The organism is Chromobacterium amazonense (assembly GCF_001855565.1).
In the GTDB taxonomy this organism is placed as follows: domain Bacteria; phylum Pseudomonadota; class Gammaproteobacteria; order Burkholderiales; family Chromobacteriaceae; genus Chromobacterium; species Chromobacterium amazonense.
In genome coordinates this window covers 32,545-49,544 of sequence record NZ_MKCR01000010.1, presented here as the reverse complement: position 1 = coordinate 49,544, position 17,000 = coordinate 32,545, and the positions used below count along the sequence as shown (strand labels likewise).

General features: G+C 62.4%; 19 protein-coding genes. 15 read left to right on the top strand and 4 right to left on the bottom strand.

Going from position 1 to position 17,000, the window contains the following annotated elements:
• Positions 1–27: 27 nt before the first annotated feature.
• The 3 genes from BI343_RS06835 to arcC all read left to right on the top strand — a co-directional run bounded on the left by BI343_RS06835 (position 28) and on the right by arcC (position 3,458).
• Positions 28–1,260 carry an arginine deiminase gene (locus BI343_RS06835; RefSeq protein WP_071109159.1) on the top strand — a complete coding sequence of 411 codons (1,233 nt, stop codon included), beginning with the start codon at positions 28–30 and terminating at the stop codon, positions 1,258–1,260.
• Between the two features lie 134 nt (positions 1,261–1,394).
• The gene (locus BI343_RS06830; RefSeq protein ID WP_043621798.1) at positions 1,395–2,405 is read left to right on the top strand and encodes an ornithine carbamoyltransferase; all 1,011 of its coding nucleotides are present in this window, start codon (positions 1,395–1,397) and stop codon (positions 2,403–2,405) included.
• A gap of 108 nt (positions 2,406–2,513) precedes the next feature.
• Positions 2,514–3,458 (top strand): carbamate kinase, encoded by a 945-nt coding sequence (arcC, locus tag BI343_RS06825; protein WP_071109158.1) that lies wholly within the window; start codon positions 2,514–2,516, stop codon positions 3,456–3,458.
• Positions 3,459–3,531: 73 nt separating this feature from the next.
• On the opposite strand, the gene BI343_RS06820 is transcribed toward arcC, so the two are convergent.
• Both BI343_RS06820 and BI343_RS06815 read right to left on the bottom strand, forming a co-directional pair.
• Positions 3,532–3,831 (bottom strand): RebB family R body protein, encoded by a 300-nt coding sequence (locus tag BI343_RS06820; RefSeq protein WP_071109157.1) that lies wholly within the window; start codon positions 3,829–3,831, stop codon positions 3,532–3,534.
• Positions 3,832–3,933: 102 nt separating this feature from the next.
• Positions 3,934–4,971: a patatin-like phospholipase family protein gene (locus BI343_RS06815; protein ID WP_071109192.1), complete on the bottom strand. Its 1,038-nt coding sequence runs from the start codon at positions 4,969–4,971 to the stop codon at positions 3,934–3,936.
• A gap of 271 nt (positions 4,972–5,242) precedes the next feature.
• Between BI343_RS06815 and BI343_RS06810 the strand changes: the two genes are divergently transcribed.
• The 4 genes from BI343_RS06810 to BI343_RS06795 are packed head-to-tail and all read left to right on the top strand — an operon-like array spanning position 5,243 to position 7,797.
• The gene (locus BI343_RS06810; RefSeq protein WP_071109156.1) at positions 5,243–5,584 is read left to right on the top strand and encodes a PadR family transcriptional regulator; all 342 of its coding nucleotides are present in this window, start codon (positions 5,243–5,245) and stop codon (positions 5,582–5,584) included.
• Entirely contained in the window at positions 5,581–6,687 is a 1,107-nt protein-coding gene (locus BI343_RS06805) for a DUF1700 domain-containing protein (RefSeq protein ID WP_071109155.1), read from the top strand. Before BI343_RS06810 ends, BI343_RS06805 begins: the two co-directional genes overlap by 4 nt.
• Before the next feature lie 34 nt (positions 6,688–6,721).
• Positions 6,722–7,015, top strand: a complete 294-nt coding sequence (locus BI343_RS06800) for a DUF1700 domain-containing protein (RefSeq protein WP_071109154.1) — start codon at positions 6,722–6,724, stop codon at positions 7,013–7,015.
• 23 nt (positions 7,016–7,038) lie between these two features.
• Positions 7,039–7,797 (top strand): hypothetical protein, encoded by a 759-nt coding sequence (locus BI343_RS06795; RefSeq protein WP_139165670.1) that lies wholly within the window; start codon positions 7,039–7,041, stop codon positions 7,795–7,797.
• Positions 7,798–7,919: 122 nt separating this feature from the next.
• Here BI343_RS06795 and BI343_RS06790 read toward each other — a convergent pair whose 3' ends face one another.
• Complete coding sequence (locus tag BI343_RS06790; protein WP_071109152.1) at positions 7,920–8,477, bottom strand: adenine phosphoribosyltransferase; 558 nt, start codon at positions 8,475–8,477, stop codon at positions 7,920–7,922.
• 114 nt (positions 8,478–8,591) lie between these two features.
• On the bottom strand, positions 8,592–9,905 hold the full coding sequence (locus BI343_RS06785) for an NCS2 family permease (protein WP_211269397.1): 1,314 nt from the start codon (positions 9,903–9,905) through the stop codon (positions 8,592–8,594).
• 153 nt (positions 9,906–10,058) lie between these two features.
• Here BI343_RS06785 and gmk point away from each other — a divergent pair, with 153 nt between their 5' ends.
• The 8 genes from gmk to dnaG all read left to right on the top strand — a co-directional run bounded on the left by gmk (position 10,059) and on the right by dnaG (position 16,963).
• Entirely contained in the window at positions 10,059–10,691 is a 633-nt protein-coding gene (gene gmk / locus BI343_RS06780) for a guanylate kinase (RefSeq protein ID WP_071109150.1), read from the top strand.
• A gap of 81 nt (positions 10,692–10,772) precedes the next feature.
• Positions 10,773–10,979, top strand: a complete 207-nt coding sequence (gene rpoZ, locus BI343_RS06775) for a DNA-directed RNA polymerase subunit omega (RefSeq protein WP_043578754.1) — start codon at positions 10,773–10,775, stop codon at positions 10,977–10,979.
• Positions 10,980–11,001: 22 nt separating this feature from the next.
• Entirely contained in the window at positions 11,002–13,158 is a 2,157-nt protein-coding gene (locus BI343_RS06770; protein ID WP_043621765.1) for a RelA/SpoT family protein, read from the top strand.
• The gene (gene thiS / locus BI343_RS06765; RefSeq protein WP_043621762.1) at positions 13,155–13,364 is read left to right on the top strand and encodes a sulfur carrier protein ThiS; all 210 of its coding nucleotides are present in this window, start codon (positions 13,155–13,157) and stop codon (positions 13,362–13,364) included. Before BI343_RS06770 ends, thiS begins: the two co-directional genes overlap by 4 nt.
• 51 nt (positions 13,365–13,415) lie before the next feature.
• The gene (locus BI343_RS06760; protein ID WP_280513323.1) at positions 13,416–14,210 is read left to right on the top strand and encodes a thiazole synthase; all 795 of its coding nucleotides are present in this window, start codon (positions 13,416–13,418) and stop codon (positions 14,208–14,210) included.
• Between the two features lie 161 nt (positions 14,211–14,371).
• On the top strand, positions 14,372–14,584 hold the full coding sequence (rpsU, locus tag BI343_RS06755) for a 30S ribosomal protein S21 (RefSeq protein WP_043578765.1): 213 nt from the start codon (positions 14,372–14,374) through the stop codon (positions 14,582–14,584).
• A 110-nt stretch (positions 14,585–14,694) separates the two neighbouring features.
• Positions 14,695–15,141, top strand: coding sequence for a GatB/YqeY domain-containing protein (locus BI343_RS06750; protein WP_071109149.1), 447 nt, complete (start codon positions 14,695–14,697; stop codon positions 15,139–15,141).
• A gap of 22 nt (positions 15,142–15,163) precedes the next feature.
• Complete coding sequence (gene dnaG / locus BI343_RS06745; RefSeq protein WP_071109148.1) at positions 15,164–16,963, top strand: DNA primase; 1,800 nt, start codon at positions 15,164–15,166, stop codon at positions 16,961–16,963.
• The last annotated feature ends 37 nt before the right edge of the window (positions 16,964–17,000 follow it).

Below are 17,000 nucleotides of genomic sequence, written 5' to 3'. Positions count from 1 at the left end.
GTCAAACAAGACTCAAGGAGTATCGTTATGACCAAGTTTGGTGTTCATTCCGAGTGTGGCAAGCTGCGAACCGTGATGGTGTGTCGTCCCGGACTCGCCCATAAGCGCCTGACTCCGGACAACTGCCACGATCTGCTGTTTGATGACGTGATCTGGGTGGAGCGCGCGCAGAAAGACCACGGCTACATGGTCGAGCAGATGCGCGCCCGCGGCATCGAAGTGATCGAAGTGCACGACGCGCTGGCCAAGGTGCTGGACGACAAGGCCGCCCGCAACTGGATCCTGGACCGCAAGATCAAGACCGACAACGTGGGTATCGGCATGCTGCAGGATCTGCGCAGCTGGCTGAACGAAATGCCGTCTTCGCAATTGGCCGATCACCTGGTGGGCGGCATCGCCAAGTTCGAACTGCCGTTCGACCCGAAAGGCCTGTTCGGCGGCTATCTGGATCGCTCCGACTTCGTGCTGCCTCCCATCCCCAACAGCCTGTTCCAGCGCGACCCGTCCTGCTGGATCTATGAAGGCGTGACACTGAACCCGATGTACTGGCCGGCCCGCCGCCAGGAAACGCTGATCCTGCAATCGATCTACCAGTTCCACCCGTATTTCGCCGGCAAGGTGAACATCTGGTGGGGCGGCTGCGACAGCGATCACGGCCCGGCTACGCTGGAAGGCGGCGACGTGATGCCTATCGGCAACGGCGTGGTGTTGATCGGCATGGGCGAGCGCACCAGCCCGCAAGCCGTGGTGCAAGTGGCCAAGCGCGTGCTGCACAAGGAAGGCGGCGCCAAGCGTGTCATCGCTTGCCAGATGCCGAAATCGCGCGCCGCCATGCACCTGGACACGGTGTTCAGCTTCCTCGACATCGACCTGCTGTCGGTATTCCCGGATGTGGTGGACGAAATCACCTGCACCAGCATGTATGCAGGCGACCGCGAAGGCGAAATCCGCTTCGAGCGCCATGAGGGCGTGAAACTGGTGGAAGTGGTGCGCCAGGCGCTGGGCCTCAAGGAAATCCGCGTCATCCAGACTGGCGGCGACGCCTACCAGCGCGAACGCGAGCAGTGGGACGACGGCAACAACGTGGTGGCGCTGGATCGCCGCGTGGTGGTGGCCTACGACCGCAACACCTATACCAACCGCCTGATGCGCGAGCACGGCGTGGAAGTGATCGAGATCCCGGCGTCCGAACTGGGCCGCGGCCGCGGCGGCGGCCACTGCATGACCTGCCCAATCATCCGCGACGAAGTGAAGGTGTAAAGCTGTTTTTCCCGGCCGGCGAGTCCGGCCGGGGCGAAAAAATTCATACCGTTTGTGTGCAATAAGACAGGTTGACCGCCGGCTCCATAGGGAGCGACGGCCGGCTTGCCCAGACTCTAATCAGGAGCAATATCATGGCTTTCAATCTGCGCAACCGTAACTTCCTGAGAATGCTGGACTTCACCCCGCGTGAAATCCGTTACATGCTGGACCTGGCCCGCGACCTGAAACGCGCCAAATATACCGGCACCGAGCAGCAACACCTCAAGGGCAAGAACGTCGCCCTGATCTTTGAAAAAACCTCCACCCGCACCCGCTGCGCCTTTGAAGTGGCTTGCTACGACCAAGGCGCCAACGTCACCTACCTCGGGCCGTCCGGTTCGCAAATCGGCATCAAGGAGTCGATGAAAGACACCGCCCGCGTGCTGGGCCGCATGTACGACGCCATCGAATACCGCGGCTTCGACCAGGACATGGTGGAGAACGAGCTGGCCAAGTTTGCCGGCGTGCCGGTTTACAACGGCCTGACCGACGAATGGCACCCGACCCAGATGCTGGCCGACGTGCTGACCATGTGGGAAAACACCGACAAGCCCATCTCTCAGATCAGCTACACCTATCTGGGCGACGCCCGCAACAATATGGGCAATTCGCTGCTGGTGATCGGCTCCAAGCTGGGGATGGACGTGCGCATCGGCGCGCCGAAGCACCTGTGGCCGGCCGACCAACTGGTGGCCGAGTGCCGTGAGATCGCCAAGCGCACCGGCGCCCGCATCACGCTGACCGAAGACGCCAAGGAAGCCGTCAAGGGCACCGACTTCATCCACACCGACGTCTGGGTGTCCATGGGCGAGCCGGCAGAAGTGTGGGCCGAGCGCATCCGTCTGTTGAAGCCGTATCAGGTGAACAGCGCGCTGATGGCCGCCGCGGAAAACCCGCAAGTGAAGTTCATGCACTGCCTGCCGGCTTACCACAACAGCGAAACCAAGGTGGGCAAGGAAATCGCCGCGCAATATCCGGAACTGGCCAACGGCATCGAGGTGACCGAGGACGTGTTCGAGAGCGAGGCTTGCATCGCCTTCGAACAGGCCGAGAACCGCATGCACACCATCAAGGCCATTCTGGTGGCTACGCTGGGCGACTAAGCCTGGGCTTGGGCCGGCGAAGTCCGGCCCGATCACACCTCAACCGGCCAAGGCCTCCTGACCGGAGTCCTTGGCCGGTTTCGTTGACAGTATTCGGAAGGAAGATTTATGCGAGTCGTCGTAGCTTTGGGCGGCAATGCCCTGCAACGTCGTGGCGAGGCCATGACCGCGGATAACCAGCGCGCCAACGTCAAAGTGGCCGCCGAGCAACTGGCCGCCGTCACCCGGCTGGGACATAACCTGGTGATGTGCCACGGCAACGGGCCGCAAGTGGGCCTCTTGGGCCTGCAGAACGATGCCTACGCTCGTCACGTGGATGGCACGGTGACCCCGTATCCGCTCGATGTGCTGGGCGCGCAGACCGAGGGCATGATCGGCTATATGGTGGAGCAGGAGCTGGGCAATGTGCTGCCCTTCGAAGTGCCCATCGCCACCATCTTGACCCAGACCGAAGTGGACGCCAATGATCCGGCGTTCAAGAATCCGACCAAGTTCGTCGGCCCGGTCTACTCCAAGGAAGAGGCGGATAAGCTGGCCGCGGAGAAGGGCTGGAGCGTCAAGGCGGATGGCCAGTACTACCGCCGCGTGGTGCCGAGCCCGAAACCGAAGCGCATTTTCGAAATGCGTCCGATCAAGTGGCTGATCGAAAAGGGCGTGGTGGTGATCGCGGCCGGCGGCGGCGGCATCCCCACCATGTACGAGGGCGACAAGCTGGTCGGCGTGGAGGCGGTGATCGACAAAGACCTGGCTTCGGCGCTGCTGGCGCGGGAGATCGACGCGGATTACTTCGTGATCGCCACCGACGTGAAGAGCGTGTTCGTCGGCTGGGGCACGCCGGAGGCCAAGGCCATCCGCCAGGCGCACCCGGACGAGATGGACAAGCTCGGCTTTGCCGCCGGCTCCATGGGGCCGAAAGTGGAAGCTGCCTGCGAGTTTGCGCGTCTCACCGGCAAGAAGGCGGTGATAGGCGCGCTGGAAGACATCGAGAGGATCGTCAAGGGCGAGGCCGGCACCATCATCAGCACCGAGAAGCCGGGTATAGACTGGTATTGATCGGGCCGGCGCGCTGGATCGAAACGAAAGGGCTGCCAGACATGGCAGCCCTTTTTTCACATTTGGCGCGCGCTTATTCGGATTTGAGCTGCTGGATCAGCGCTTCTATTTCGGCCGCATCCATCGGGCCGAGCGCTTGGCCGCCTATGTCCACGCTGTAGATCTGGATCACGCCTTGGTTGGTGGCGGCCTGGTCCGCGATGGCAAGCTGCTGCTGCGACGAGACGGCGTTTTCGTACAGAATGCCTGCGGAGTGGGCGAGGAACTGGTAGAGGTTTCCAATCGCCGTGGCCGGGGCGTCGCCCACCACTTTGACATTGGCCTGGGTGACGGCATCGGTGATTTGATCGTTGACTGCGGTGGGGAAGGCCATGGCGGTCTCCTGGCAGGATGATTCGATGGGGTCCGCCAGGCGCGTGGGCCGCGGCGAAGCTTCAGTATGGCCGGGACGGATGCAGGCTACCGCTGGCCGATTTTACAGGCCCAACTGCCGTCCATACTGCCGGCAGGCGTCTTTGCCTGCCTGGTAGCCGGCCTGGTACAGCCTGGCCAGGTTTGAGTACGACCAGTCCAGCTCCTCGCGCGCGCTTTCCTTCCCGATGTGGGCGTCGAAATTGATCTTCAGCACCTCGGTGCGCGGCTGGCCGCGCTCGTCGCGGTTGTGCAGCGCTTCGAACAGCCGCAGGTCGTCGCGGGCGATGGCGGTCAGCGGCGCGATGATGGACTGCACCCAGGCATCGTACAGGTCGCGCGGCGGGTGCAGCAGCCGGCTGCTGCCGAGCACGTCGAACACGATGGTGTAGTCGATGTGCGGATGTAGCTCGAACAGCCGCTTGAAGTTCAGCGTGTCGATGGCCGCGCCTTCGATATAGTCGCCGTCGTCCAGCTTGTACGGCGGATAGATGAACGGGAAGGACAACGCCGCCAGGAAGTGGTCATGGGTGATTTCGCGCTTTTCCCAGCAACGCATGTAGCCATGGCTGATGTTATAGGCGTTGAGGTAGAAGGCCGGCTTAAAATCCTTCAGCTTGGCGAAATCGACAACCTGTTCGATGAATGGCACATGGGCGCACAAGCCTTGGCTGTCTGTGTTCAGGTCGCTTGGGCATAGCGTGGCCAGCAGCAGCCCGGTCCAGTCCGCCAGCAGCCGCTGCGCCGGCCCATCGTCCGCCTGCTGCTGGATGGCCTGCAGCAGCGGATTGCGCCCCTGCAGGGCGCGCCAGGCATCCGCCAGCTGGCCGGGCTTGTTGAACACCTTGTAATTGATCGGGAAGAGCTTGTAGAGCGGGTCGGATACGCCCATGTCGGCCAGCTTGCTCAGCGCCGCGATGGCGTCGCCCTGTCTGGGCGCGGCGTACAGCAGACCGACGATGGCGCCGGCGCCGGACGCGGAGACGATATCGAATTCCACTCCGGCTTCAGCCAGCGCCACCAGCGCGCCGGCCATCAGGGTGGCATTGGGGGCGCCGCCGCCCAGCACCAAGGCGATAGAAGGTTTGGAAGCCTGTGCCATCGTCAGTTTCTCCGGAAGATTGATGTCAATCGGTAGCGCATGGGCATGGCTAAAGTATGGTCGCAAATCCTTTTTTTGCAATGCAGCGTGAAACGCGGCGCTGTGGTGAAAAAGCAGCAGTTTCATTTTCGTTGCGCAGGGTAATGAAAGATACCTTGCAATACAAGGTATCTTGTCATACAGTTCAGTCAGACATCCGCATGCAGCAGTCCAACGATGATCCTTGTAATGCAAGGTATCGTGCATTGCCAGTCGACGAGGAAGATCGAACATGAAGACACAATTGAAAAAGGGCACGCTGGACATGTGCGTATTGGCGGTGCTGGCGCAGGCCGACAGCTACGCCTACGAACTGGTCAGCAAGCTGTCGCAGGGGATGGACATCAGCGAAGGCACCATCTACCCGCTGATGCGCCGGCTGCAGAATGAGTTATGGGTCAGCACCTATCTGGTCGAATCGTCGTCCGGACCCTCGCGCAAATATTACAAGCTGACCGATAACGGCCGGCGCGAGCTGGAGTCGATGCGGCGGGAGTGGCAGGAATTTGTGGCGGAAGTGGAAAACGTGCTGCGGGGCGGCCCGGCGGCAATGACAGAGGAGGCACCGCAATGACACGGAAAGAATTTTTGCGTCAGCTTGAGCTGGGGCTGTCCGGCCTGAGGCCGGAAACGGTGAAGGAAATCCTCGCCGACTATGAGGAGTATTTCAACGACGCGCTGGCCGATGGCCGCGATGAGGCCGAGGTGGTGGCGGCGCTGGGCAGCCCGCACAAGCTGGCGCGCGAATTGAAGGCGCAAACCCACTATCGGCAATGGCAGGAGCATCGCTCCTTCACCAATCTGTCGCGGGTGGTGGTCTCGATCGCAGGCTTGGGCGTGCTGAATTTCGTGCTGGCCTTGCCTTTCATGATCTATCTGCTCTTCCTCACTGTCGGCTATATCGTGTCGGTCAGCTTGCTGCTGGGCGGCCTGGTGGTGGTGGTGGCCTGGGGCAGCCATGGCTTGTTCGGCTGGCCGCAATTCACCAGCGACGGTTCCGGCTGGTATATCGGCCGCCACGGCGACCATGGCGCGGAAATGGCCTGGCGCAGCGATAAGGACGATCACGCCGAGCAGGTCTGGATAGATAAAGGGCGCCTGATGTTGAATCCGGACGATGGCGACCGTTTCGAGCTCAAGACCCGGCAGGGCGACGCGCTGCTGGTGTTCAAACAGCAGGGCAAATTGCAGGTGGATGCCAGCCAGCCGGCCGTGCGCAAGTTGGCCCGGATCGATGAGCACGAGGTCAGCGTCGACGGCCGCGAAGTCCGCGAATTGACCCTGCGCGAAGACAGCGGGGATGTGTTCACCGCCCGCGTCGACGACAACAGCCGCTTGGTGAAGTTGGATGCCTCGGCAGGCGGCGCCGCGCTGAAGTTCGAGGCCAGCGGCGCGAAGGGCAGCATCTCGCTGAAGGATGGCGATAGCGCGCTGGAAATTTCAGAAAGCAGGATCGCGCTCAAAGACGGCACCGACCACATCCAGATCGATGCCTTGCCAGGCCTGTCGGTGGGGATGAGCGCGCTGGTGGTGGGCTTGGGCTTGCTGGCGGCTGGCGCCTTGGGGCTGCTGTTCTGCGTCTGGCTGACGCGGCTGACCTGGCGCGCGCTGGTGGCTTACGTGAAGTATCAGATTGAACTGGTATCCGGCAAAGACCGCGAAAACGCCGCGGCCTGAACCCTAAACTTGCAATGAAATGGGAGTGACGATCATGAAGAACGATGCCTGCCTGCAACAGTTGCAACTGACTTTGGTACAGCTGCCGGAAGCCGAATTGCGCAAGATTCTCAACGACTATCGCGCTTATATTCGCGAGGCGGCGAGCGACCGCGGCAGCGAAGGCCAATTGCTGGCCATCCTGGCCGAGACCCGGCAAATGGCGTCCGCCGTCTTCGCCCGCCGCCGCATTCTGCGCCATGGCCGCCAGCAACTGGCGGTCCGCCTGGCCGGCGCCGCCGCGGCGTTGACGGCTTGCGCCGCGCTGTACTGGCTGTTTTTGAATTGAAGTTCTGTGAGGAGGATGGATTGATGCACCCCGTTAGAATTGCCTGCTGCCTGATGCTGGCGGCAGGCGCCGCCCAGGCGGAAGAGACCGGCAATATCGACAAGCTGAATTTCCGCGGCGATGCCGTGAAGCTGGAGCTCAGCGCCGACGCCGGCAAGCCGTACAAGTTGAATCTGGAGAAGCGCAACTGGTCCGACACGCGTTGCAAAGTCAACGCCACGCGCCAGGGCGGAGAGCTGACGTTTCAGATCGATCTGGGCGCCGTGGCGGCAGACCGCTGCGGCCTGGTGATCAAGGGCAACGTCAAGCCGGGCAAGCAGATCGATGTCGACTTGAAGGCTTTCGATGGCGACCTGAACGGCACGTTTGATGCCGTGCAGGTGCATGGGCACGCGATTGATGTCGATCTGAAGGGCGCTTACCGCCTGGTCAAGCTCAATGGCCGCGCGATCAAGGGCGATGTCGAAGGCAAGGTCGGCGAGCTGAACGCCAAGGGCGACGCCTTGACGCTGGACTTCAAGGGCGAGGGCCGGACCTTGTCGCTCGACGGTCAGGCCGTCAAAGCGGATGTCGAGCTGCACGGCGCGCAGCCGGCGGCCGATGTTCAGGTCCATGGCCAGATGGTGAAGCTGGCGTTCAGCGCCAACCGCAAGGCCAAGTTGGATCATCAGGTCAATGGCCAGGCCATGACCGTGAACGGGGAATGGGCCAATACGCCGGGCGCGCCGCTGAAACTGCGGGTCAGCGGACAGGCCGTTCAGGTGTCCCTGGAGAAAGATTGAGTAGTGGTATGACTCCGTGTCCCTTGCCCGGCCTTGCGCCGGGCTTTTTTGCTTGGCGGCGGGCAATAAAAAACGGAACCGTGAACGGTTCCGTTGGCGATGGTTGAAGCGGCGCTTGGGAATCAGTGCCCCTTGTAGCTGCAGACGGTGAACAGGTCCAGGCCGCCGTCGCGCACCAGCTGTCCGCCGCCCAGTTCCGGCAGTTCGATGATGGCGGCGGCTTCCAGCACGTCGGCTCCCATGCGCTTCAGCAACTTGTAGCCGGCCATCATGGTGCCGCCGGTGGCGACGAGGTCGTCGATCAGGATGACGCGGTCGCCCGGCTTGCAGGCGTCGGTATGCATTTCCACCGTCGCGTTGCCGTATTCCAGTTCGTATTCCTCTTCCACCGTGGTGAAGGGCAGTTTGCCTTTCTTGCGGATGGGCACGAAGCCGACATTCAGCTCATAGGCCAGCACCGAGCCGATGATGAAGCCGCGCGCGTCCAGGCCGGCCACCAGATCCACCTTCTCGGTCATGTAGCGATGGACATAGATGTCGATCAGCATGCGGAAGGTTTTCGGGTTTTGCAGCAGCGGGGTGATATCGCGGAACATCACGCCCTGGTTCGGCCAGTTCGGCACGGTGCGGATCCAGCCTTTCAGGTAGCTGGAGTAGTCGAGATTGCTGAGGTTTTCCATGGCTGTATTGTACTTCGAAATCAAGAGACTGCGCGACTGAAGCGCTTCACCCGGCAGCAAATAAGGCTCGCCGCGAATAGCGGCGAGCCTTGAGGCGAAACGATTATTCCGGTTTTAGTGGAAGAACGCCAGCTTGAACACCCACAAGGCGGCGATCACAACCACTGCCGGTTTCAGATCGGCGAAGCGGCCGGCCAGGATCTTGATCACGGCGTAGCTGATGAAACCGAAGGCGATGCCGTCGGCGATGGAGAAGGTGAAGGGCATCGCCAGCGCGGTCATCACCGCCGGAGCGGATTCGGTAAGGTCGTTCCATTCGATCTCGGCGAGGCCGCGCGCCATCAGCACGGCTACATAGCACAGCGCCGGCGCGGTGGCGTAGGCCGGCACGGTGGCGGCCAGCGGCGACAGCCACAGCGCGGCCAGGAACAGCAGCGCCACCACCACGGCGGTCAGGCCGGTGCGGCCGCCCACGGCGGTGCCGGCGGCCGATTCGACATAGGCGGTGGTGGACGAGGTGCCCATCACGGCGCCGGCGGTGATGGCGATGGAGTCCGCCATCAGCGCGCGCTTCAGCCGCGGCAGCTTGCCGTCCTTGTCCAGCAGGCCGGCGCGGTGCGACACGCCCACCAGGGTGCCGGTGGTGTCGAACAGGTCGACGAAGAAGAACACGAAGATGACGCCGATCAAGCCGGCTTGCAGCGCGCCGGCGATGTCCATCTTCATGAAAGTCGGTTCCATGCTCGGCACCGGGGCGACGATGCCCTTGAACGGCGATAGGCCGAAGGCGATCGACAGCGCGGTCACAGTCAGGATGCCGATGATGATGGAGCCCGGCACCTTGCGGTATTCCAGCGCCACGATCAGGAAGAAGCCGACGATGGCCAACAGCGTGGTCGGCTTATGGATGTCGCCCAGCGTCAGATAGGTTTCCGGGTGCGGCGCGATCACGCCGGCGTTCTTCAGCGCGATGATGGCCAGGAACATGCCGACGCCGGCCGAGATGGCGAATTTCAGTGACTGCGGAATGGCGTTGACGATGGCTTCCCGCACCTTGAACAGGCTGACCGCCAAGAATACGATGCCGGAGATGAATACCGCGCCGAGGGCGGTTTCCCACGACAGGCCCATGCCCTTGACCACGCTGAAAGTGAAATAGGCGTTCAGGCCCATGCCCGGGGCCAGGGCGATCGGGTAGTTGGCCACCAGGCCCATGATGGCGGTGCCGAGGGCTGCGGCCAGGCAGGTGGCCACGAACACCGCGTTCAGATCCATGCCGGTGCTTGACAGGATCAGCGGGTTGACCAGCACGATATAAGCCATGGTCAGGAAGGTGGTGAAGCCGGCGATGACTTCGGTCCGGACCGTGGTGCCGTGTTCTTTCAGCTTGAACAAGCTCTCCAGCAGTTGCATTCGGGGCGACTCCAAGGTGTGTTGCGTCAAAACGAAAACGGCGCATTATCGGGCCGAGGGGGCTCAAACACCTAAATCTTGACGTGAAAATATGTCTTCTATTAACAATCCACGGCCTGCTGTGCTATCCTGAAAAATTACTCTTTGGCAAAGTTGTACTGAATTCTCATGGACCAGCCCATCGGTAACATCTACATCGTGGTGGCGCCGTCCGGCGCCGGCAAAACCTCGCTGGTGACCGCCTTGCTGCAGGCCGAGCCCAGCGTCGAACTGTCGATTTCCTACAGCACCCGTCCGGCGCGCAAGGGCGAAATCGATGGCAAGCACTACCACTTCGTCGACAAGGCCACCTTCGATGCCATGATCGATTGCGGCGACTTCCTCGAATACGCCGAGGTTTACGGCAACTACTACGGCACCAGCGCCCCGTGGATCCGTAGCCGCCTGGAAGTGGGCCAGGACATCCTGCTGGAAATCGACTGGCAGGGCGCCGAGCAGGTGCGCAAAGTGTTTCCCGGCGCGATCGGCATCTTCATCGCCCCGCCGTCCATCGAGGAGCTGGAGCGCCGCCTGCGCGGCCGCGATACCGATACCGAGGAAGTCATCCTGCGACGTCTGGCATCGGCCCGCGCCGAGATCGACAAGATCGCCGAATACGACTACATCGTGGTCAACGACGACTTCGAGCGCGCGCGGCTGGACCTGATCAGCATCGTCCGCGCCCGCCGCCTGCGCAGCGAAGTGCAGTGCCGCCGCCTGGCCGAGATGTTCCGCCACATGGGAACGGCCGGCGCGCAGTAAAAATAGTGTCGCCGAGGCTGACTTGCCAAGGCGAAAATTCGATATAGTGAACCCTGTAACGTCATTTAGCAGAGAGAACCCATGGCCCGTATTACTGTTGACGATTGTCTGGATCGCATCCAGAACCGCTTTGACCTGACTCTGGCCGCCGCTTACCGCGCGCGCCAAGTGGCTTCCGGCGCCAGCGCCTTTGTCGAGCCGGGTCGCCACAAGCCGACCGTGGTTGCCCTGCGTGAAATCGCCGCCGGCCATGTCGGCAAGGAAATCCTCAACCGCGGCAAGGCCTGATTCGCTGTAATTGGAGTGGACGATGGCCAGCGGCATTGAGACCGGCATTGACTACGACGCCCTGATCGAGTCCGAAGCGGCGGTTTTCTTCGAGAACGCCGCCCGCTACCTCAAGCCGGAAGACGTCGCGCTGCTCAAGCAGGCTTTCGCGGTCAGCCGCGAGGCGCACGAGGGGCAGACCCGCAAGAGCGGCGAGCCCTACATCACCCATCCGCTGGCGGTGGCCACCATGCTCACCGACTGGCGGCTGGATGTGCAGGGTCTGGCCGCGGCCTTGCTGCATGATGTGCTGGAAGACACCGGCGTCACCAAGCCGACACTGATCGAAAAGTTCGGCAAGATCGTCGCCGATCTGGTGGATGGCCTGTCCAAGCTGGAGCGGCTGGAATACCAGACCAAGGAGGCGGCCCAGGCTGAAAGCTTCCGCAAAATGGTGCTGGCGATGGCGCGCGACATCCGCGTCATCATCGTCAAGCTGGCCGACCGGCTGCACAATATGCGCACGCTGGACTCCATGCGCGAGGACAAGCGCCGCCGCATCGCGCTGGAAACGCTGGAAATCTACGCGCCGATCGCCAACCGCATCGGCCTGAACAAGGTCTACCGAGAACTGCAGGACCTGGCGTTCAAGCATCTGCATCCGCATCGCTACAGCGTGCTGTCCAAGGCCGTGCGCGCCGCGCGCGGCAACCGCCGGGAAGTGGTCAACAAGATTCTGCTGGCGGTCAGCCAGCGGCTGGTGCAGAGCAATATCGAGGCCACCATCAAGGGCCGCGAAAAGAATCTTTACAGCATCTACAAGAAAATGCAGGAGAAGCACCTGTCGTTTTCCGAGGTGCTGGACATCTACGGTTTCCGCGTCGTCGTCAACGACATCCCGGCCTGCTACCTGGCCTTGGGCGCGCTGCACAGCCTGTACAAGCCGATTCCCGGCAAATTCAAGGATTACATCGCCATTCCCAAGGGCAATGGCTACCAGAGCCTGCATACCACGCTGTTCGGCCCGTACGGCACGCCGGTGGAGATGCAGATCCGCACCCGCGAGATGCACAATGTGGCGGAGGCCGGCGTGGCCTCGCACTGGATGTACAAGAGCGGCGAGGGCGTCAACACCGCGCAGCAGCGCACCCATCAGTGGCTGCAAAAGCTGTTGGACATGCAGGAGGAGAGCGACGACGCCGTCGAGTTCCTCGAGCACATCAAGATCGACCTGTTCCCGGACGAGGTGTACGTGTTCACGCCCAAGGGCAAGATCATGGTGCTGCCGCAAGGCGCCACGCCGGTGGACTTTGCCTATGCGGTGCACACCGACATCGGCCATCGCTGCATCGCCGCGCGCGTCAATCACGCGCTGGTGCCGCTGCGCACGGTGTTGCGCAATGGCGACACCGTGGAAATCATCACGTCGACCCAGGCCAAGCCCAATCCGTCCTGGCTGGCCTTCGTGCAGAGCGGCCGCGCCCGCTCCGGCATCCGCAACTATCTGAAGAGCCTGCAGCGCGAGGAGGCCGTTTCGCTGGGCGAGAAGCTGCTCAGGCAGGCGGTGGGCGCACTGGCGTCCACGCCGCTGGCGGTCAGCGAGGAGCTGCGCGGCGAATACCTGGCCGCCTATGGCGAAAAGATCAGCGGCTTCGAAGACGTGCTGGCCGAGATCGGCGCCGGCAAGCTGCTGCCCATCGTGGTGGCGCGCCGCATGCTGGAGCTGGCGGGCGAGCGCCTGGGTGAGGGCGTGCGCGTCGGCCCCATCACCATACGCGGCAACGAAGCCGGCATGGTGCAGCTGTCCAGCTGCTGCAATCCTTTGCCCGGCGATGACATCCTGGGTGTGATCACCAAGGGCCAGGGCCTGGTGATCCACCGCGTGGAATGCCCGAATGCGCGCCGCGCCGATCACGACAAGCTGCTGGAAGTGAACTGGGAGGCGCAGCGCGACCGCATGTTCGGCGCCACCGTCGGCGTGCTGGCGCGCAACGAGCGCGGGGCCCTGGCCGACATCGCCACCGCCATCTCGCAGGCCTCGGCCAATATCGAGAGCGCCGACACTCAGGACAGCAGCCGCGACGGCGACGGCCTGTTCAACATCCACTTCCGCCTGCAAGTGGAGGGCGTGGAGCACCTGGAGCGCGTGCTCGCCGCCATCCGCCAGCTGGCGGTGGTGCAACGCGTGGAGAGAAAATGAGTCAATTGAACTTGCAGATCAACGGCGAGGCGAAAAGCGTCGCCGGCGTCGCCACGTTTGCCGAGCTGATCGACGCGCTGGCCTTGACCGGCAAGCGCATCGCCATCGAACGCAACGGCGAGATCGTGCCGCGCAGCCGCTATGCCGAGGCGCGGCTGGCTGACGGCGACGTGCTGGAAATCGTGGTGGCCGTCGGCGGCGGCTAGTTCGCCCGCGCAGGCCATGCCGTATCAACGAATAGAAGAAGAGGTGCGCAGGTGAGCGATCAACTGGTGATGGCGGGCAGGGTGTTCCATTCCCGTTTGCTGGTGGGGACCGGCAAATACAGCAGCTTCGAGCAGACGGCCGAAGCGCTGGAGGCTTCCGGCGCGGAAATCATCACGGCGGCGATCCGCCGGGTGAATTTGGGTCAGAACCCTAACGAGCCGAATTTGCTGGACTTTTTGCCGCAAAGCCGGTATAACCTGCTGCCCAACACGGCGGGCTGCTACTCCGCCGAGGATGCGATCCGCACGCTGCGCCTGGCGCGCGAGCTGTTGGACGACCACCGCTTCGTGAAGCTGGAAGTGCTGGGCGACCCCAATAATCTGTATCCCAACGTCAAGGAAACGCTGAAGGCCGCGGAAGTGCTGGTGGCCGAAGGTTTCGACGTGTTGGTCTATACCTCGGATGATCCCATCGTCGCGCGCGAGCTGGAGCAAATCGGCTGCTGCGCGATCATGCCGCTGGCCAGCCTGATCGGCTCCGGCATGGGCATTCTGAATCCGTGGAATCTGCAATTGATTATCGAGCAGTCCAAAGTTCCGGTGATTGTGGATGCCGGCGTCGGCACCGCATCCGACGCGGCGATCGCGATGGAGCTGGGCTGCGATGGCGTGCTGATGAACACAGCGATTGCCGCCGCGCGCAATCCGGTTCAAATGGCGCACGCGATGAAACTGGCCGTGGAAGCTGGCCGCGCCGCCTATCTGGCCGGCCGGATGCCGAAGCGTTTTTATAGTGCAACGCCAAGTTCTCCTAGTGAGGGGGTGATTTCTTCCGTCAAGCCGTGACGTTTTTTCGGCCTGAGCGCCCGCTGTTTGCAGCGCAAAACGCCACAACCAGGCGTGACGAAGCCTTTTAGACTTTTATAATCGCAGCAACATTGCTAAAATGCTGTTTTTACAGGCAGAGGCCTTGGCCCTGCCCTAAAGAAATCAAGGACCCTTAAGTAATGCCGAATATTCGCGTTAAAGAGAACGAACCGTTCGAAGTAGCTCTGCGTCGCTTCAAGCGCGCTGTGGAAAAGACTGGTCTGCTGACCGAACTGCGCGCCCGCGAGTTCTACGAAAAGCCGACCACCGAGCGCAAGCGCAAGCACGCTGCCGCGGTTAAGCGCCACTACAAGCGCATCCGCAGCCAAATGCTGCCGCCGAAACTCTACTAAGAGTTTTCCCGGCACCAAGCAGGACCGCAGGCCATGCCTGCGGTTTTGCCATTTGTACTCCCGCATTTCCCATGCTGCCATCGCAGCGCCGCATCTCAAGTGAGCACGACATGAGCCTCAAAGTTCGCATCACCGACGACATGAAGTCCGCCATGAAAGCCAAGGAGGCCGACAAGCTGGCGGCGATCCGCCTGTTGCTGGCCGCCATCAAGCAGAAAGAAGTGGACGAGCGTATCGAACTGGACGACGCCGGCATCACCGCCGTCATCGACAAGATGATCAAGCAGCGTCGTGACTCCATCGCCCAGTACCAGGCCGCGCAGCGCCAGGATCTGGTGGACAAGGAGCAGGCCGAGATGGACGTGCTGATGGCTTACATGCCGCAGCAGCTGAGCCAGGCCGAGATTGAAGCCTTGATCGCCAAGGCCGTGGCCGATACCGGCGCCGCCGGCATGCAGGACATGGGCAAGGTGATGGGCGCGTTGCGCCCGCAACTGGCCGGCCGCGCCGACATGGCGCAGGTTTCGGCGCTGATCAAGGCCAAGCTGAGCGCGTGACCTACGCATCAGGTGGCAGGATTTGATTCCGCAGGATTTCATCGATCAACTGCTGTCCCGCGTCGACATCGTCGACGTGGTGGACCGCTACGTCCCCTTGAAGAAGGGCGGCCAGAACTATCTGGCCTGCTGCCCCTTTCACAAGGAAAAGTCGCCCTCATTTACCGTTAGCCCCAGCAAGCAGTTTTACCACTGCTTCGGCTGCGGCGCGCATGGCTCGGCCATCGGCTTCGTCATGGAGTATCAGGGCATAGGCTTTATCGATGCCGTGAAGCTGCTGGCCGAAGGCATAGGCATGCAGGTGCCGAACGAGCGCAGCGTCAACCCCGAAGCCAGCCGCAAGGCGCGCGAGAAGCAGGTGTCGCTGGAGCAGCTGATGCAGCAGGCCAGCGATTTCTACCGCCGCGAGCTGAAGGGCGCGGCCAATGCCGTCGCCTATTGCAAGGGGCGGGGGCTGTCCGGCGAGATTGCCGCGCGCTTCGGCCTCGGCTACGCGCCGGATGGCTGGCAGAACCTGGAAGCCGCCGTCCAGAACTATCAGGACGAGAAGCTGGTGGAAGCCGGCCTGGTGATCGTCGCCGAGGATAGCGGCCGTCGCTATGACCGCTTCCGCGACCGGCTGATGTTCCCTATCCGCAATCAGCGCGGCGCCATCGTCGGCTTCGGCGGGCGGGTGCTGGGCAAGGGCGAGCCGAAATACCTGAACTCGCCGGAAACGCCGCTGTTCGAAAAGGGCCGCGAGCTTTACGGCCTGTACGAGGCGCGGCAGGCGATCCGGGATAAAAACCGTGTGCTGGTGGTCGAAGGTTATATGGACGTGGTGGCGCTGGCGCAATACGGCATAAGCTACGCGGTCGCCACGCTGGGCACCGCCACCACCGGCGAGCATGTGCGCAAGTTGCTTAAGCATGCCGATCAGGTCTACTTCTGCTTCGACGGCGATGCCGCCGGGCAGAAGGCGGCGTGGCGGGCGCTGGAGAACAGCTTGCCGCAGCTGGTGGACGGCAAGTCGCTGAATTTTCTGTTCCTGCCGACCGAGCACGATCCGGACAGCTATGTCCGCGAATTCGGCGCCGATGCGTTTGAGGAATTGTTGACCCAGCACAGCCTGCCGCTATCGGTGTATTTCACCCGCGAGCTGTGCCGAGGCGTCAATCTCGCGACGCCGGAGGGCCAGGCGGAGCTGATTCGCGTGGCCACGCCGCTGCTGGCGCAGATCGTCGCGCCGGCGTTCGGCTACATGATACGCAAGCGCCTGGCCGAGATGGCCGGCGTCGATGTCGATGAGCTGGACATGCTCACCGGCGCCAAGGCCAAGCCGCAGCGAGAGCGCGGCGGCCGCGGTGGCGGCAAGCGCGAGTACCGGCTGCCGGCGGAGTCGCAGCGTCCGTTGAACGCCACCATGGTCAAGAAACTGATCAAGTGGCTGTTGATGAACCCGGAATGGGCGGCCGATGTCCAATTGCCAGACAGCCTGGCGCTGTCCGACGAGCTGGCCTGCTTCGCCATGCTGGCCGAGCGCGTGCTGGAGCATGGCGAATCGCCGAATACGGCGCAATTGATTGAAGGCCTGCGCGGTACGCCGTACGAAGGTTTGATCGACAGCGTGCTGCAGCAGGCGATGCAGGATCCGGACGAGTTCTCCGACCCCGGCGCCGACGACCGCCAGCTGTTCCAGGATGGCAACGCCAGATTGTTGAAAATGCTGCATGCGGAGCAGCTGGAGCGGCTAAAACAGAAGGACCGGCACGAAGGTTTGACGCCAGAGGAGAAGGTCTTGATGGGCCAGTTGTTGCGGGAAATGTTCTCGCCGCCGAGTTAACAGGCTCGGCGGAAAAGTTCAGGTAGTTGTGTTATAA

Bases quoted from the DNA above. Each gene is read 5' to 3' on its own strand.
- BI343_RS06835 (WP_071109159.1), top strand. From the start codon at position 28: ATGACCAAGTTTGGTGTTCATTCCGAGTGTGGCAAGCTGCGAACCGTG.
- BI343_RS06830 (WP_043621798.1), top strand. From the start codon at position 1,395: ATGGCTTTCAATCTGCGCAACCGTAACTTCCTGAGAATGCTGGACTTC.
- arcC (WP_071109158.1), top strand. From the start codon at position 2,514: ATGCGAGTCGTCGTAGCTTTGGGCGGCAATGCCCTGCAACGTCGTGGC.
- BI343_RS06820 (WP_071109157.1), bottom strand. From the start codon at position 3,831: ATGGCCTTCCCCACCGCAGTCAACGATCAAATCACCGATGCCGTCACC.
- BI343_RS06815 (WP_071109192.1), bottom strand. From the start codon at position 4,971: ATGGCACAGGCTTCCAAACCTTCTATCGCCTTGGTGCTGGGCGGCGGC.
- BI343_RS06810 (WP_071109156.1), top strand. From the start codon at position 5,243: ATGAAGACACAATTGAAAAAGGGCACGCTGGACATGTGCGTATTGGCG.
- BI343_RS06805 (WP_071109155.1), top strand. From the start codon at position 5,581: ATGACACGGAAAGAATTTTTGCGTCAGCTTGAGCTGGGGCTGTCCGGC.
- BI343_RS06800 (WP_071109154.1), top strand. From the start codon at position 6,722: ATGAAGAACGATGCCTGCCTGCAACAGTTGCAACTGACTTTGGTACAG.
- BI343_RS06795 (WP_139165670.1), top strand. From the start codon at position 7,039: ATGCACCCCGTTAGAATTGCCTGCTGCCTGATGCTGGCGGCAGGCGCC.
- BI343_RS06790 (WP_071109152.1), bottom strand. From the start codon at position 8,477: ATGGAAAACCTCAGCAATCTCGACTACTCCAGCTACCTGAAAGGCTGG.
- gmk (WP_071109150.1), top strand. From the start codon at position 10,059: ATGGACCAGCCCATCGGTAACATCTACATCGTGGTGGCGCCGTCCGGC.
- rpoZ (WP_043578754.1), top strand. From the start codon at position 10,773: ATGGCCCGTATTACTGTTGACGATTGTCTGGATCGCATCCAGAACCGC.
- BI343_RS06770 (WP_043621765.1), top strand. From the start codon at position 11,002: ATGGCCAGCGGCATTGAGACCGGCATTGACTACGACGCCCTGATCGAG.
- thiS (WP_043621762.1), top strand. From the start codon at position 13,155: ATGAGTCAATTGAACTTGCAGATCAACGGCGAGGCGAAAAGCGTCGCC.
- rpsU (WP_043578765.1), top strand. From the start codon at position 14,372: ATGCCGAATATTCGCGTTAAAGAGAACGAACCGTTCGAAGTAGCTCTG.
- BI343_RS06750 (WP_071109149.1), top strand. From the start codon at position 14,695: ATGAGCCTCAAAGTTCGCATCACCGACGACATGAAGTCCGCCATGAAA.